Here is a 15157-nt window from a genome sequence, read left to right on the forward strand (position 1 = left end):
CTTCCGGAAGGCCGGGGCGTGCCCCGGATCCGGCGGTGGCCGGGTCAGCTCTTCTTCGCCGCCGACCGGGACGGCGAGGCACTCTTCGAAGCGGTCTTCGACGTGTCCCCGGCGGCGGTCTTCGACGGCGAGGCCGACGGCGACTTGGCGGAGGACGGAGCCTTGGACGAGGTGGCCGGGTCCGGGGAGCCGGAACCCGCCGAGCCACCGTCCCCGTTCGCGGCGGACACCGCGCCCACCGCCTCCTTCGCGGCCTTCTCGGCCGCCTTCAGCAGCGTGTCCGCGTCCGGGGTCTTCTCACCCGCGAGACCGGCGCCGTTGTAGTCGAGCGTCACGACCACGTTCTCCACGCGCGCCACGATCGTCTGCTGCTTGAAGGAGCCTTCCTTCTTCTTCAGCCCGTACCGCACGGCCGTCGCCTCGGCGCCCGTCCCGGCGACCGGCGCCGACTTGCTGCCGAGAGCGCCGTCCACCGTCTGCGCGCCGGAGACCTGCTTCTGGAAGTACGCGTGGGCCTGGTCGTCGCCCGAGCCGCGCGCGTCCGAGTCGAAACGGAGCAGCGCCACGTTCAGCCAGCGGAACTGAGAGCCCTTCACCCCGTTGTTGTCGAGGCTGCTCCAGTTGCAGTTGCCGCGCTGCTTGGGCTCGTCCAGCTTGCCCGACTTACCCGACTTGGCCCCCTTCGGGACCAGTTCGTCCAGCGTCTTCTGCGACAGCACCGAACACGCCTTGGGCAGCGTCGTGTACGCGGCGGGCTGGACGGTGGGGGCCGCACTGCTCGCGGACACCGTCGCTCCCGGTCCCGCGCTCTCGTTCTTCTGCGCGTCGTCACCGGAGCCGGAGTCCGAGGAACAGCCCGCGACGACGAACATCACCGGGACGGCGGCCGCGCTGACAAGGATGCGGGAGAGTCGCTGGGCTCGGCCTGCTCGCTGTACTGGTCGGTGCATGGTTCCTTCACTCGTGGCTCGTGGTACGGCCGCACATGGCACGTGCGACCGGTCGGGTCCGAGGGGCCACGGTACGCGGTGGGGCGCCAGGACGGTTCCCGTTCGGGGGGTTTGCGCCCCGGTGCACCCAGTGGCCTTGAGGCCGTCAGCTGTTGAGCCGGGAATCCAGCTTCTGGGCCAGTTTCAGCGCCCTGTCCTGCAATTCCTTGCTGTCCGGGGCACTCGCGGAAGCCGTCGGCTGCTCCGAGTATTCGATCGTCACGATCACGTTGGACGTGCGGAACACCACAGTCACCGTGCGCTGCTGAGCCGTCGACGAACCGGTGCTCAGCTTGTCGTCGAGGTACGCCTCGTCGCCGAGATCCTCCAGAACGCGCGAGCGGAGATCGGCCGGAGTCTGCGAGGCGGAGGCGCCGGGGGCCGAAGGGGCGCCGGAGGCGGCGCCGTTGTCCCCGCCGGCGTTGTCGTCGGCCTGGCCGCTCGCGCTGCCGCTCGGACTCGCGGTGGCGCCACCGGATGCGGACGCCGAGGCGGACGCGGAGGCCGAGGCGGCGGGCGCGGGGAGGTCGGCCGCCGTCTGCTTGGAGGCGTACAGCTCCTCGGCCTTGTTCTCGTCGCTCACCGTGTTGTCGTACGAGACCACGCGCTCGAAGTCGATGGACAGGTGGTCCGTGGCGGCGGCGGACGCCACCTTCCAGTCGCAGCCGTCACGCCGGTCCGTGTCGTACGTGAGCGTGGCCTCGCCCGCGTACGCCTTCTCCTGCTGCGCCTCGTCGTTGCTCTCCTGGATGCCGGGCAGCAGCGTGTCGAGCGTGTCGTGATCGGCCGCCCCGCACGCCTCCGGGAGGGTGCGGTACTTGCCCGGCTGGGCCACCGGGGCCGTCGTGCCCGTGTCGCCGCCCTTGGAGTCCGGAGCCGAACCGCCCGCGCCCCCGGCGCCCGTGCAGCCCGCCAGCACGGCCGCGAGGAGCACGGCGGCGCCAGATACGTACGCCTTCCGCTGCACGGTCAGGCTCCTCTCGACGGTTCCCGACGGCGCTTCGGCCCGGGTGTCCTGTGGTTATTCGGTTGCCGCGCGGGGGCGGCCCCTGGAGACAATGTGTATCGCACGCACAGCCGTGGACGCCGGTCCGTTGTCCTATACGTCGACCTAGGCGCCGGTTTTGCGATTTAAGACTTCTGTTGGTTTTGTGGGGGAAGAGGACGATATGTCGTACGTAGAGATGCCGGGAGCGCGGGTTCCCATCCGTATGTGGACCGACCCCGCCTCGGTCGAGGACGTCGCGCTCCGCCAGCTCCAGAACGTGGCGACCCTTCCCTGGATCAAGGGGCTCGCCGTCATGCCGGACGTCCACTACGGCAAGGGCGCGACGGTCGGCTCGGTCATCGCGATGCGGGACGCCGTGTGCCCGGCGGCGGTGGGGGTCGACATCGGCTGCGGAATGTCCGCGGTCAAGACCTCCCTCACCGCCAACGACCTCCCCGGCGACCTCTCGCGACTGCGCTCGCAGATCGAGCAGGCGATCCCGGTGGGCCGCGGGATGCACGACTCCCCGGTCTCCCCGGACGGTTTCCACGGCCTGGCCACGGCCGGGTGGGACGACTTCTGGGGGCGGTTCGACGGGGTGGCGGACGCGGTGAAGTTCCGCGAGGAGCGGGCTGTCAAGCAGATGGGGACGCTAGGCGCCGGAAATCACTACATCGAACTCTTGTTCGATTCTGAGGGCGTTGTGTGGCTTACGCTGCACTCCGGTTCCCGGAACATCGGCAAGGAGCTGGCCGAGCATCACATCGGTGTCGCGCAGAAGCTCCCGCACAACCAGGGGCTGGTCGACAGGGACCTCGCCGTCTTCGTGGCGGACACACCTCAGATGGCGGCGTACCGCAACGACCTGTTCTGGGCCCAGGAGTACGCGAAGTACAACCGCACGCTCATGATGGCGCTCCTCAAGAACGTGATCCGCAAGGAGTTCAAGAAGGCGAAGCCGGTCTTCGAGCCGGAGATCTCCTGCCACCACAACTACGTTGCGGAGGAGCGGTACGAGGGCATGGACCTGCTCGTCACGCGTAAGGGTGCCATTCGCGCGGGCTCCGGCGAGTACGGGATCATCCCGGGCTCCATGGGGACCAGCTCGTACATCGTGAAGGGTCTCGGCAACGAGAAGGCCTTCAACTCGGCGTCGCACGGCGCGGGTCGGCGCATGAGCCGCAACGCCGCGAAGCGCCGGTTCACGACGAAGGACCTGGAGGAGCAGACGCGAGGTGTGGAGTGCCGCAAGGACTCCGGCGTCGTGGACGAGATCCCGGGCGCGTACAAGCCGATCGAGCAGGTGATGGAGCAGCAGCGTGACCTCGTGGAAGTCGTAGCGAAGCTGAAGCAGTTCATCTGCGTGAAGGGTTGATGCCGGTGGGGCCCCGCTTCGGGGCCTCACCGTTCGGTCGGTCAGGCGCCGGCAGGCAGGGGGGTCTTGCCGGTCCGCAGGCGCCAGAGGCGGACGTAGCAGCTCTTCTCGGTCCTGCCGAGTTCCTTGGCTGCTGCGGCGTCGTTGTTCAGCGCCAACAGCAGTCGGTCCTCCGATGGCGTCCAGCGGCGGCGGTCGGGTGCTACACGCATGTCGGCCGGGCGGGACCAAGTGCCGAGGGCTGCGGCGGCAGTCCGCTTGCGGTCCAGTGACAGGCAGCCCGGATAGTAGAGGTGGGCTCCCAATTTCTGTGCCGCTTCTGTCGTGTACAGGATGTTGAAGATGCCGTCTCGGGCATTGCGCTTGAGAGACCGCTCTACGCCGGTGATCCTGCCTGCGTAGAAACACAGGTAGGCGCCGATGGCGGCGCTGGCGGTGGTGAGAGAAACGAATGGCAGGCCCTTGGCGGTGAAGCCCACCGAACCGTCCGCGTCGACCACTCCTCGGAGATAGTCGCGTTGCGAGAAGGCGACGCGCGGAGGTGCGATGGTCCTGGACTTGCGGCCGTAGCAGGCCGAGTTCGTTCAGCTTCGTCCTTGCCTCTAGGGCGCACAGGGTCCAGATGGACGATTCGTGCGAGGCGGCGAAGTTCGTGGTTCGGGTCCGTCCGGAGATGCTGCTGTTGTACGGGGTCAGGCGTTGGAACTCATGCAGGATGCCGACGTCGCGAGCGCTGAGCTCGACGGTCAGGCGGCCTTTCCGGCCCGTCCCCTTGGACAGGTGCCCGTCGGCTTGCAGGAAGCCGAACATGTAGGCGTAGTCGGGGACTTCGAGATCCATGAACTCTGGTGCCGTGCTGCGGGATTCGTTCGGAGCGCAGGGGAGCGCGTTAGGCTCGCGGTCAGCCATCAGGAAGCTCACTTCCGTGCTGGTCAGGCCCTCGGGCGGGATGGCAGTCCCGGCCGGGGGCCGTCGTTCTGATGTTGTGGCGCGAGCCTAGGTCGGGCGTTCGGGTGGCGTGCGGGTGATCGAGTCGGTTCACCCGTGCGAGGTATGTGTCGGGCAGTTGAGGTGCGGCGTTGCTCTCGGTTGGTGGGTCACTTTGTTGACAGGACTGCCCAGATCATGACGAAGGCCACGATGTGGATGCCGAAGAGGAAGTACGCCAGGTAGTACCAGACGTAGCGTTCGCGTTTCTTCTCCAGGGCCAGGCGGGCCTGTTCGTCCGCCCGGGACGGGGACGGAGGCCGGGGCGGCTCTGTGGCGGGGGGCTCGTCCGGTGTCACAGTTCGCGGTGGATCTTCGTGTTCGACGCCTGGGCGCGGGGGCGGACGACCAGGAGGTCGATGTTCACGTGGCTGGGCCGGGTGACCGCCCACGTGATCGTCTCGGCGACGTCGTCCGCGGTCAGGGGCTGGGCGACGCCCGCGTAGACCTTGGCGGCCTTCTCGGTGTCGCCGCCGAAGCGGGTGAGGGCGAACTCCTCGGTCTTGACCATGCCGGGCGCCACCTCGATCACGCGGACCGGCGTGCCGACGATCTCCAGGCGCAGCGTCTCTGCGAGCACGTGCTCGGCATGCTTGGCGGCCACGTAGCCGCCGCCGCCCTCGTACGTGCCGTGGCCCGCCGTGGAGGACAGGACGACGACCGTGCCGTCGCCGCTGGCGGTGAGCGCGGGGAGCAGGGCCTGGGTGATGTTCAGGGTGCCGATGACGTTCGTCTCGTACATCTGGCGCCACTGGGCCGGGTCGCCGGTCGAGACCGGGTCGGCGCCGAGGGCGCCGCCGGCGTTGTTGACCAGCACGCCGATGGTCTTGAACGCCGTCGCGAACTCGTCGACCGCGGTGCGGTCCGTGATGTCCAGGGCGTACGCGGTCGCCTGGCCGCCCGCCGTGGTGATCTCCTCCGCCAGGGCCTCGATGCGGTCCTTGCGGCGGGCCGTGAGGACGACGCGGTAGCCCTCGGCCGCGAGCCGGCGGGCCGTCGCGGCGCCGATTCCGCTGCTTGCACCGGTGATGACGGCGATACGGGATGCGGCGGCGGGGGTCATACGGCTGCTCCTTGGCGGGGTCTGCGGTCTGAGGTCTCCGGCCAGGATAGGCGGGGTCAGTTGCCCCCTCGGGGGGCGTACATGATCACGGCGGCTCCGGCCAGGCAGATCAGGGCGCCGGTGATGTCCCAGCGGTCGGGGCGGTAGCCGTCGGCGACCACGCCCCAGGCGAGGGAGCCGGCCACGAAGACTCCGCCGTACGCGGCCAGGACGCGGCCGAACTCGGCGTCGGGCTGGAGGGTGGCCACGAAGCCGTACAGGCCGAGCGCCATGATGCCGGCGCCGATCCACAGGGCGCCGCGGTGTTCGCGTACGCCCTGCCAGACGAGCCAGGCGCCGCCGATCTCCAGGAGAGCGGCGAGGACGAAGAGGGCGGCGGAGCGGGCGATCAGCATGGGGTCACTTTGCCAGGGGCGCGGGGTCGGGGCCGTGCCGGTGCATCAGCCCGTCGCCGTTGGATGAGGAGTGACCGTCGGTGGCGACGGGCATCGATGTACCGGCCCGGCCCCTCGCGTCGCATTCCGGGTGCGGCTGCGTCGTGGTGCCCGGTCCACCTCCCAGCCCTCGGCCGCGGAGGGCTTCAGCCCCCGGCCGTGGAAGGTTTCAGCCCCGGCTGCGGAAGGTTTCAGCCCCCGGGCCGGCGAATCGTCAGCCCCGGTCGCGGAAGATTCGGCCCCTGGCTGGCGAAACGTCAGCCCAGGCCGCCGCAACGTCGGCCCAGGCCGTGGCCATGCCATCCCCGGGCCGGCGAAATCTCAGCCCCTCCGGCGTTTGAGGAGCGGGGGCTGGGGCGGAGCCCCGGGGGGTGGTCTCTCCGCCGGTCGGCCCTTCGGGTTCCGGTTCCGGTTCCGGGGAGCGTTCAGCCCCTCCGGGGATTGAGGAGCGGGGGTCTGGGGCGGAGCCCCGGGTTCGGGTTGGGTAGGGGCGGAGGGGGCGAAAGAAGGCTGGTGGGGGGAGCGGGGCGGTGGTTGGTGGGGATGTGCGGCGTACGATTTGGCTGGGCTGGTGGAAGGGGGCCGTATGGCCACGGCTGGGGAAGCGCGGGGGCGGTTGCTGGAGGAACTGGCGGTCGTCTCGCGGCGTTACATGGCCTCGTACGCACTGTTCAACCAGGCCCTCGCCGACCACGTCGGCCTGCACCCGACGGACGTCCAGTGCGTGAATCTGCTCAGCCTGGAGGACGGGCCCGTGACCACCGGGCGGATCGCCGAGATGACGGGGCTGACGACCGGCTCGGCCACACGGCTGGTGGACCGGCTGGAGAAGGCCGGGTACGTCGTGCGGGAGCGCGATGTGGTGGACCGGCGGCGGGTGCTGGTGGCGACCGTGCCGGAGAGGATCGCCGAGTTCGGGCGGATGTGGGAACGGCTGGGCGCGGGCTGGTACGGCCTGTTCGACGGGCTCGACGACGCCGAGGTCGCCCTGATCATCGGGCACATGCGCCGCACGGTCGACTTCAGCGCCGTGCAGGTGGCCCGGCTGCGGTCGGGGGACTTCCAGGACGCCCCGGACGAGGTGTCGTAGCGCGACCGGACGGGCTCCGGGCTCCGGATTCCGGGCTACGGGCTTACGGCGTTCGTGCCGAGTGCCGAGTGCCGAGTGCGGGGGCGTGGGCCTCTAGTGGTGCTGGTCCGGTGCCTTGTGGGGGAGCAGGGCTACGAGGGGGCAGCACAGGAGGGTGATGGCGGCCACGACCGTGAGGCTCACGGTGGTGGCGTGGGTCCCGCCGCCGTGGGTGCGGAAGTAGACGCTGGTGACGGCCGCGGCTCCGATCGCGTTGGCGAGTTGCTGGACGGCGCCGAGTGAGCCGCCCGCGCTGCCGGCCTCGGCGGGGGCGATGTCGCCGATGGTGACGTCGTAGAGCGAGCCGAAGCAGGCGCCCATGCCGAGGCCGGTGACGAACAGCGGGGGGACCAGGGCCCAGCCGCCGGTGTCCGTGCCGGAGGTGGTGACGAGGATGAGCAGGTGGACCGTTCCGGCGAGGGTGACGAGGAAGCCGGTGAGGACCAGACGGCGGCCGAGGCGGTTGATCAGGCGGTAGCCGGCGATCGAGGCGACGACGATGCCCGCGGACAGGGGCGTCAGGGCGAGCGCGGCGGCCGCGGGGGAGCGGCCGAGGCCCTGCTGGAGGAAGAGCGAGACGACGTAGAGGAGGCCGGCGACCGCGGCGAAGAAGGCGACACCGGTGAGCAGTCCCGAGGTGAAGCCGCGGTTGTGCAGGAGGGAGGGCCGGATCAGGGGGCTGGGCGCGGTGCGCTGGCGGTGGCAGAACCCGGCGGACAGCGCGAGTCCGGCGAGCAGGAACAGGGCGGGGAGCGCCTTCCAGCCGTGTGCCGAGCCTTCGATGAGGCCGGTGAGCAGGGCGAGCATGGTGGCGCCGAGGAGGACGGAGCCGGGGACGTCGACGCTGGTCGTGCGGTCTCCGGTGTCGCGGGGGAGCAGCCGGGCGGCGGCGAGGGCCGCGGCGCCGCCGAGGGCGATGTTGATCAGGAACATCGGGCGCCAGCCGAGGCCGGCGAGGTCGGCGTCGACGATGAACCCGGCGAGGACGGGGCCGCCGACGGCGGAGAGGCCCATCACCGGTCCGAACAGGCTGTAGGCCTTGCCGATCTGGTCGCGGGGCCAGGTCGCGCCGAGGATGCCGAAGCCCTGGGGGATGACGAGGGCGCCGAACGCGCCCTGGACGAGCCGGGCGGTCACGAGGGTCGCGGGGGTCGGCGCGAGGCCGCAGGCGGTTGAGGCGAGGGTGAAGCCGGCGAGGCCGGTCAGGAAGAGCCGGCGGCGGCCGTACTTGTCGCCGAGCCGTCCGCCGAGGACGAGCAGGACGCCGAGCGCGAGGGCGTAGGACGCGCCGAGCCACTGGATGAGGGCGGTGCCGCCGCCGAGGTCGTGGGCGATGGTCGGGGCGGCGATGTTGGTGATGGTGCCGTCGAGGAGGTCCAGGACGTCGGCGGCGAGGACGACGCCGAGGATCGCCCAGCGGGCGCGGGCGGGAGGGTGCTGCTCCCTGGATTCTGTTGTGTTGTGCAGTATCTGTGTCACGCAGGTAAATGTCGCGCATGGGGTGGGGTGCGGTCAAGCGGTATTCGCGGAGGGAGGTGCGGACGGGGTGCGGAATAGCTGGGGAAGGGTGGTGGTTCGAGGGTATGGTTGAACAATCAACAACTTGGAGGGTGAGCGACCATGCAGTTCGGGATCTTCAGCGTCGGCGATGTGACACCGGACCCGACCACGGGCCGGGAGCCGAGCGAGCGCGAGCGCATCAAGGCCATGGTCGCCATCGCGCTGAAGGCCGAGGAGGTCGGCCTCGACGTCTTCGCCACCGGCGAGCACCACAACCCGCCGTTCGTGCCGTCGTCCCCGACCACGATGCTCGGCTACATCGCGGCGAGGACCGAGAGGCTGGTGCTGTCCACCTCGACCACGCTCATCACCACCAATGACCCGGTGAAGATCGCCGAGGACTACGCGATGCTCCAGCATCTCGCGGACGGCCGGGTCGACCTGATGATGGGCCGCGGCAACACCGGTCCCGTCTACCCCTGGTTCGGCCAGGACATCCGGCAGGGCATCAACCTCGCGGTCGAGAACTACGCGCTGCTGCACCGCCTGTGGCGCGAGGACGTGGTGACGTGGGAGGGCAAGTTCCGTACGCCGCTCCAGTCGTTCACGTCGACCCCGCGTCCGCTGGACGGTGTCGCGCCGTTCGTCTGGCACGGCTCCATCCGCTCGCCCGAGATCGCCGAACAGGCCGCGTACTACGGCGACGGCTTCTTCCACAACAACATCTTCTGGCCCGCCGACCACACCAAGAAGATGGTCGAGCTCTACCGCGAGCGGTACGCGCACTACGGGCACGGCACGGCCGAGCAGGCCATCGTCGGCCTCGGCGGCCAGGTCTTCATGCGGCCCAACTCGCAGGACGCCATGAGGGAGTTCAGGCCGTACTTCGACAACGCTCCCGTCTACGGGCACGGGCCCTCTCTTGAGGAGTTCACCGAGCAGACGCCGCTGACCGTCGGCTCGCCGCAGCAGGTCATCGAGAAGACGCTGGCGTTCCGCGAGTACGCCGGTGACTACCAGCGCCAGCTGTTCCTGATGGACCACGCCGGGCTGCCGCTCAAGACGGTCCTCGAACAGCTCGATCTGCTGGGCGAGCAGGTCGTGCCGGTGCTGCGCGAGGAGTTCGCCAAGAACCGGCCGGCCGGGGTGCCGGACGCGCCCACCCACGCGGCACGGGTGGCCGCGGCGAAGGAGGAGGTGAGCCGCGTATGAAGCTCGTCGTCGTCTCGGCGGGGCTGAGTGTTCCGTCGTCCACGCGGCTGCTGGGTGACCGGCTGGCGGCCGCGACCGTCGGCCGGGTGTCCGGCCCGGTGGATCTGAGGGTCGTGGAACTGCGCGACCTCGCGGTCGAGATCGCGCACAACTTCACCAACGGGTTTCCCGGACGGGCGTTGTCCGCCGCGATCGAGGACGTGACCTCCGCCGACGGTCTGATCGTCGTGACCCCGGTCTTCTCCGCCTCCTACAGCGGTCTGTTCAAGTCGTTCTTCGATGTGCTGGACAAGGACGCGCTGGTGGGGAAGCCGGTGGTGATCGCGGCGACCGGGGGGACCGGGCGGCATTCGCTCGTCCTCGATCACGCTTTGCGGCCGCTGTTCGCCTATCTGCGGGCTGTGGTCGTGCCTACCGGGGTGTACGCGGCCTCGGAGGACTGGGGCGCGGAGGGGCTGGCCGAGCGGGTCGGGCGGGCGGCGGGGGAGTTGGCCGGGTTGATGTCGCGTCCGGCGCCCGCGCCTGCCGCGGGCTCGGAGTCGGTGTCCTCGGCTCCGGGTGGGGCCGAGGCCGTGCTTCCGGCCCAGGCGGCCTTGCCCGGCCGGGCGGACGGTTTCCACGTGGTCCCCTTCGAGGAACAGCTGGCGGCGCTGCGGCCGTAGCGAGCGTTTTTCGCCCCCTCCGCCCCTACCCGACCCGAACCCGGGGGCTCCGCCCCCGGCCCCCCGCTCCTCAAACGCCGGAGGGGCTGAAACCGTCGCGGGCCGGGGCTGGAAGGTGGACCGGGCACCACGATGCACCCGCAGCCGGGATGGGACGCGAGGGGCCGTGCCGGTACATCGATGCCCGTCGCCACCGACGGTCACTCCTCATCCAACGGCGACGGGCTGATGCACCGGCACGGCCCCGACCCACCCACCGGACCGAACCCGGACCCAGACCCGGACCCGGACCCGAGGTTCAGGACGGGTCGTGCGCGGCTTCCACCGTGAAGCCGATCACCGTGCCGCCGCCCTTGCGGGGGTACGCGAACGGGTCGCCCCCGTGGGCCGTCGAGACCTCGCGGACGATCGACAGACCGAGCCCCGAGCCGGGAAGGCTGCGGGCGTCGGCGGCCCGGTAGAAGCGGTCGAAGACCCGCATGAGGTCGTCGTCGCCGATGCCGGGCCCCCGGTCGCGCACCTCGACCCGGACCAGCCCATGACGGCTCCCGGAACCGATGGCCCCGAGGTGGACCACGGAGGCCGCGGGGGTGCCCGGATCGCCGGGACGGTCCGCGCCCGCGTACCGCGCGACGGGCCCCGTCAGCACGACCTCGATCGGCGCCGTTCCGCCCCGGTCGAACTTGGCGGCGTTCTCCACGAGGTTGGAGACCGCGCGCTGGAGGGCGCTCGTGCGGCCGTCGACCGTGGTGTCGCCGGTGGCCCGGACGGTGATCTCCCGGGCGGTGCGGCGCCGCGCGACGGTCGCGACGTCCTCGGCGAGTTCGGCGAGGTCGAGCCGTCGTACGGGCTCGGTGTCCGACTGGCCCGCCGCGAGAGCCACGAGCTCGTTGACCAGGTCGGTCAGCTCCCGGGACTCCAGGGCCAGGTCGGCGACGAGTTCCTCGCGGGCGTCGGGCGGCAGCTCGTCGATCCGTCGGAGCATGGAGATGTTGGTGCGCAGGGAGGTCAGCGGCGTCCGCAGTTCGTGTCCCGCGTCCTGGACCAGCCGGCGCTGGTCCTCCTCGGACTGGGCGAGGCGGCCGAGCATCCGGTCGAAGGACCGGCCGAGCCGGGCCACCTCGTCGTGTCCGGTCACCGGCACCTGGATGCCCAGACGCCCGGTGCGCGCCACGTCCTCGGCGGCCCCGGCGAGCCGGACCAGGCGCCGGGTGATGCGCCGGGCCAGCCACCAGCCGAACAGCCCGGCGGCGATCACGACGGCGCCGACGAGGATCACGGTCCGGCGCTGGAGCGTGCGGAGCAGATCCTCGGTGTCGCTGAACTGCTGGGCGACCTGGACGGCACCCCGCCCGCCGCCCAGCGAGACGGTCGCCAGCCGGTAGCGGTCGCCGGCGACGTCGACGTCCTTGTGCTGTTCGAGCCTGCCGGCCTTGGCGTCGTCGGAGATCGCCCGGTCGTGGCTGTACACGGGCAGCGGCGGAACGCCGTGGTCGACGATCGCGCCCTTGGGCCCGAGCACCTGCACGTCGGTGCGGCTGGGCCGAATGATGTCGTCGAGGGGGCCGTCGTGGTCGGGGTCGGAGGAGGCGAAGTCGCTCGGTTCCAGTGAGCGCTCGCGCACCTGGTCGCGCAGGTCCTGCACCACCTCGGCGAACACCGTCTGCTGGTCGACGCGCACCAGCCGGGCGGCGGCGTCGTAGCTGAGGAATCCGACGAGGACCGTGACGGCGGCGGCGACGGCCGCGAAGGACACGGTGAAGGTGGTCCGCAGGGACGACACCTGCCGCAGCCGTCTTCGCACTCAGTCCTCCCTCAGGACGTACCCCACGCCCCGAACGGTGTGGATCAGCGCCGGAGCCCCCGGCTCGTCGAGCTTGCGCCGCAGATAGCCCACGTAGACGGCGAGGTTCTTGGAGCCGGGTCCGAAGTCGTAGCCCCAGATCCGGTCGTAGATGGTCGAGTGGTCGAGGACGATGCCCGCGTTGCGGACGAGCAGTTCGAGGAGTTCGAACTCGGTGCGGGTCAGTTCCAGCTCGCGCTGTCCGCGCCAGGCCCGGCGGGCCTGGATGTCCATGCGCAGTCCGGCCGCGGAGATCTGTGTGCTGGACGTCTGGGGTTCGCGGGGCGCGGGCGGCGGCGCGTCCTCGTCGAGGGCGCCGTTGCCGGTGCGGCGCAGCAGGGCGCGCAGCCGGGCGAAGACCTCCTCGACGTCGAAGGGCTTGACGACGTAGTCGTCGGCGCCGGCGTCGAGGCCGGCGATGCGGTCGGCGGTCTCGACGAGGGCGGTGAGCATCAGGATCGGGGTGCGGTCGCCCTCGGCGCGCAGCACGCGGCAGACCTGGAGGCCGTCGATGCCGGGCATCATGACATCGAGGACGAGGACGTCCGGTGGGGTGCGGTGGGCCTGGGCCAGTGCTTCCACCCCGTCGGCCACGGCCGTGACCTCGTAGCCCTCCAGGGTCAGTGCCCTTTCCAGGGCATGGCGGATGGCGCGGTCGTCCTCGGCGAGCAGTACGTTCTGGGGCACTCGACCAGTCTGCCAAGCCGTCGGCCGTATGCGAGCTGGTGAGCGGGTCCGTGACGGGCCTTCTTACCGGCCTCTCACCCCTTTCCGGTGTGTCGGACGTGCCCGGAAAGGTCCTGGTCGTGTCGTGGGCGGGGTCAGCCGACGTGGACGCGGGGGCGTCGGGTGCGGTCGGGTTCGGCCTCGCGCAGGACTTCCCTGGTGACGGGGGCGACCTCGCCCTGTCCGAAGAGGAAGAAGCGCAGGAAGTTGGTGAAGGGGTTGCCCTCGGTCCATTCGAAGTAGATGTGCGGGATGCCGCCGGTGGTGTCGCGGACGTGGAGCAGCAGGGCGGCGAGGGCGTTGGGGATGGAGGCGGATTCCAGGGTGAGGACGCGGTAGCGGCCGTGCAGGACTTCGCCGCGTACGTGCATGACGGACTCGAACTCGGAGGGGTCGCCGACGGTGACCTCCAGGAAGACGAAGTCGTCCTGGGCGGGGAGGTCGTGGTCGGCGCGGATCTGTTCGATCTTCTCGCGGTACTCGGCGATGTCGCGTTTGTCGGGTTCGTTGGCGACGAAGCGGATGCGGCGGCTGGCGATGTCCCGTACGAACCGTTCGGCCATGTCGTCCATGGTCATGCTGGTCACGCGGAGTTCGAAGGCGCGGGCGAGCCGGGAGAGCAGGGAGACGAGGATGATGCCGGCGATGAAGCAGGCGCCGATCTTCACACCGTCGGGCCGTTCGATGATGTTGACGACGGTCGTGTAGAGGAAGACCGCCGAGATGACCGCGAAGAGGACGGCCCAGTGTTTCTGGCGGGCCTTGCGGGCGGCGATGGTGACGGCGATGGCGGCGGAGCTGATCAGGACGAGGACGCCGGTGGCGTAGGCGCCGCCCTGTTTGTCGACGTCGGCGTCGAAGATCCAGGTGACGAGGAACGCGATCAGGGTGAAGACGATCACCATGGGGCGGACGGCGCGGGCCCAGTGGGGTGCCATGCCGTAGCGGGGCAGGTAGCGCGGCATGAGGTTGAGCAGGCCGGCCATGGCGGAGGCGCCGGCGAACCACAGGATGCAGATGGTGGAGACGTCGTAGACGGTGCCGAAGGCGTTGCCGAGGTATTCGTGGGCCAGGTAGGCGAGGGCGCGGCCGTTGGCCTGGCCGCCGGGCTCGAACTCCTTCTCGGGGATCAGCACGGTGGTGATGAAGCTGGTGACGATGAGGAAGACGCTCATGATCACGGCGGCGGTGGTGAGCAGTTTCTTGGCGCCGCGGATGCGTCCGGTGGGCTTCTCCTCGGTGTCGCCCGAGTCGCCTTCGACGTGCGGCATGACCGCGACCCCGGTCTCGAAGCCGGACAGGCCGAGGGCGAGTTTGGGGAAGACGAGCAGGGAGACGCCGATCATGGCGAAGACGTTTCCGTGTTCGGCGGTCAGCGCGGTGGACCAGTCGGTGACGAGGTGTTCGTGGGTGGCGACCTCCCAGACTCCGGCCACGGCGACCACGACGTTGAGTCCGAGGTAGATGCCGACGAGGACGACCGCGACGCCGATCGCCTCCAGGAAGCCCTTGAGGAAGACGGCGCCGAGCAGGGCCACCAGGAAGAGGGTGATCACCATCTGTTTGTCGTGCAGGGCGCTGTTCAGATGGGGGTTCTCCACCAGGTGGGTGGAGGCGTCGGCCGCCGAGAGGGTGATGGTGATGAGGAAGTCGGTGGCGGCGAAGCCGAGGAGGGTGAGGACGAACAGCTTGCCCTTCCAGAAGGAGAGCAGGCGTTCCAGCATCGCGATGGAGCCTTCGCCGTGGGGGCTCTCCTCGGCGACGCGGCGGTAGACGGGCAGTGCGCCGGCGAGGGTGACGATGACGAGGACGACGGTCGCCACGGGGGACAGCAGTCCGGCGGCGAGGGCGGCGATGCCGGGCTGGTAGCCGAGGGTGGAGAAGTAGTCGACACCGGTCAGGCACATGACCCGCCACCAGCGCTGTCCCTTGTGGACGGGGGCGGGCTCGGCCGGCTTGGGCAGCTGGCGGCCCTTGCTCTTGCTGATGTCGGACAGGCCTTCCAGCATCCACGCCCGCAAGCGGCTCGGTGGGGCGGGCTCGGTGCTGGCCATCGGTGACTCTCCTGACGTACGTCTCTTCGAACTTTCCGGCCATCGAGGAGACGGCGCCCATCAGCGTATGCAGAGAGTGATCCCCAGGCCCAAGCGTCGAGGGGCCTCAGGCGTCAATCTTGCGTTAAGACCGGTTGGTCCCGCATCACGAGGGCGCCGGGCGGGGCGGGGTCCGTCACCCGTCCGGGTGCCGTC

General features: G+C 70.3%; 14 protein-coding genes. 4 read left to right on the forward strand and 10 right to left on the reverse strand.

Annotated elements, in window-relative coordinates; translation table 11 throughout:
* Positions 1-44: 44 nt before the first annotated feature.
* Positions 45-950 carry a DUF3558 domain-containing protein gene (locus WJM95_RS18160; protein ID WP_339130766.1) on the reverse strand — a complete coding sequence of 302 codons (906 nt, stop codon included), beginning with the start codon at positions 948-950 and terminating at the stop codon, positions 45-47.
* A gap of 145 nt (positions 951-1095) precedes the next feature.
* A complete protein-coding gene (locus tag WJM95_RS18165; RefSeq protein WP_339130767.1) occupies positions 1096-1956 on the reverse strand; it encodes a DUF3558 domain-containing protein in 861 nt (286 codons plus the stop codon).
* Positions 1957-2158: 202 nt separating this feature from the next.
* On the opposite strand from WJM95_RS18165, the gene WJM95_RS18170 reads away from it, so the two are divergent.
* Positions 2159-3352 carry an RtcB family protein gene (locus tag WJM95_RS18170; RefSeq protein WP_339130768.1) on the forward strand — a complete coding sequence of 398 codons (1194 nt, stop codon included), beginning with the start codon at positions 2159-2161 and terminating at the stop codon, positions 3350-3352.
* Positions 3353-3393: 41 nt separating this feature from the next.
* Here WJM95_RS18170 and WJM95_RS18175 read toward each other — a convergent pair whose 3' ends face one another.
* The 4 genes from WJM95_RS18175 to WJM95_RS18190 all read right to left on the reverse strand — a co-directional run bounded on the left by WJM95_RS18175 (position 3394) and on the right by WJM95_RS18190 (position 5797).
* Positions 3394-3852 (reverse strand): hypothetical protein, encoded by a 459-nt coding sequence (locus WJM95_RS18175; protein ID WP_339130769.1) that lies wholly within the window; start codon positions 3850-3852, stop codon positions 3394-3396.
* A 597-nt stretch (positions 3853-4449) separates the two neighbouring features.
* On the reverse strand, positions 4450-4638 hold the full coding sequence (locus WJM95_RS18180; RefSeq protein ID WP_339130770.1) for a hypothetical protein: 189 nt from the start codon (positions 4636-4638) through the stop codon (positions 4450-4452).
* Entirely contained in the window at positions 4635-5402 is a 768-nt protein-coding gene (locus WJM95_RS18185; RefSeq protein ID WP_339130771.1) for an SDR family oxidoreductase, read from the reverse strand. The genes WJM95_RS18180 and WJM95_RS18185 overlap by 4 nt, the downstream gene beginning before the upstream one ends.
* Before the next feature lie 56 nt (positions 5403-5458).
* Complete coding sequence (locus WJM95_RS18190) at positions 5459-5797, reverse strand: YnfA family protein (protein WP_339130772.1); 339 nt, start codon at positions 5795-5797, stop codon at positions 5459-5461.
* A 625-nt stretch (positions 5798-6422) separates the two neighbouring features.
* Between WJM95_RS18190 and WJM95_RS18195 the strand changes: the two genes are divergently transcribed.
* Positions 6423-6926, forward strand: coding sequence for a MarR family transcriptional regulator (locus WJM95_RS18195; protein ID WP_339130773.1), 504 nt, complete (start codon positions 6423-6425; stop codon positions 6924-6926).
* Between the two features lie 93 nt (positions 6927-7019).
* Here WJM95_RS18195 and WJM95_RS18200 read toward each other — a convergent pair whose 3' ends face one another.
* A complete protein-coding gene (locus WJM95_RS18200) occupies positions 7020-8444 on the reverse strand; it encodes an MFS transporter (protein WP_339130774.1) in 1425 nt (474 codons plus the stop codon).
* A gap of 141 nt (positions 8445-8585) precedes the next feature.
* On the opposite strand from WJM95_RS18200, the gene WJM95_RS18205 reads away from it, so the two are divergent.
* The gene (locus WJM95_RS18205) at positions 8586-9677 is read left to right on the forward strand and encodes an LLM class flavin-dependent oxidoreductase (protein WP_339130775.1); all 1092 of its coding nucleotides are present in this window, start codon (positions 8586-8588) and stop codon (positions 9675-9677) included.
* Positions 9674-10339 (forward strand): FMN reductase, encoded by a 666-nt coding sequence (locus WJM95_RS18210; protein WP_339130776.1) that lies wholly within the window; start codon positions 9674-9676, stop codon positions 10337-10339. The genes WJM95_RS18205 and WJM95_RS18210 overlap by 4 nt, the downstream gene beginning before the upstream one ends.
* Before the next feature lie 298 nt (positions 10340-10637).
* Here WJM95_RS18210 and WJM95_RS18215 read toward each other — a convergent pair whose 3' ends face one another.
* From WJM95_RS18215 to WJM95_RS18225, 3 genes are all read right to left on the reverse strand, one after another.
* Positions 10638-12143: a HAMP domain-containing sensor histidine kinase gene (locus tag WJM95_RS18215; protein ID WP_339130777.1), complete on the reverse strand. Its 1506-nt coding sequence runs from the start codon at positions 12141-12143 to the stop codon at positions 10638-10640.
* Positions 12144-12869: a response regulator transcription factor gene (locus WJM95_RS18220; RefSeq protein WP_339130778.1), complete on the reverse strand. Its 726-nt coding sequence runs from the start codon at positions 12867-12869 to the stop codon at positions 12144-12146.
* A 134-nt stretch (positions 12870-13003) separates the two neighbouring features.
* The gene (locus WJM95_RS18225) at positions 13004-14962 is read right to left on the reverse strand and encodes an amino acid transporter (RefSeq protein ID WP_339130779.1); all 1959 of its coding nucleotides are present in this window, start codon (positions 14960-14962) and stop codon (positions 13004-13006) included.
* Between the last annotated feature and the right edge of the window lie 195 nt (positions 14963-15157).

It is taken from the genome of Streptomyces sp. f51, from assembly GCF_037940415.1.
Lineage (GTDB): Bacteria > Actinomycetota > Actinomycetes > Streptomycetales > Streptomycetaceae > Streptomyces.

What these genes read in the sequence shown, in the direction of transcription:
- WJM95_RS18160 (WP_339130766.1), bottom strand. Translation starts at nt 950, where the DNA reads ATGCACCGACCAGTACAGCGAGCAGGCCGAGCCCAGCGACTCTCCCGC.
- WJM95_RS18190 (WP_339130772.1), bottom strand. Translation starts at nt 5,797, where the DNA reads ATGCTGATCGCCCGCTCCGCCGCCCTCTTCGTCCTCGCCGCTCTCCTG.
- WJM95_RS18225 (WP_339130779.1), bottom strand. Translation starts at nt 14,962, where the DNA reads ATGGCCAGCACCGAGCCCGCCCCACCGAGCCGCTTGCGGGCGTGGATG.
- WJM95_RS18205 (WP_339130775.1), top strand. Translation starts at nt 8,586, where the DNA reads ATGCAGTTCGGGATCTTCAGCGTCGGCGATGTGACACCGGACCCGACC.
- WJM95_RS18170 (WP_339130768.1), top strand. Translation starts at nt 2,159, where the DNA reads ATGTCGTACGTAGAGATGCCGGGAGCGCGGGTTCCCATCCGTATGTGG.
- WJM95_RS18210 (WP_339130776.1), top strand. Translation starts at nt 9,674, where the DNA reads ATGAAGCTCGTCGTCGTCTCGGCGGGGCTGAGTGTTCCGTCGTCCACG.
- WJM95_RS18195 (WP_339130773.1), top strand. Translation starts at nt 6,423, where the DNA reads ATGGCCACGGCTGGGGAAGCGCGGGGGCGGTTGCTGGAGGAACTGGCG.
- WJM95_RS18185 (WP_339130771.1), bottom strand. Translation starts at nt 5,402, where the DNA reads ATGACCCCCGCCGCCGCATCCCGTATCGCCGTCATCACCGGTGCAAGC.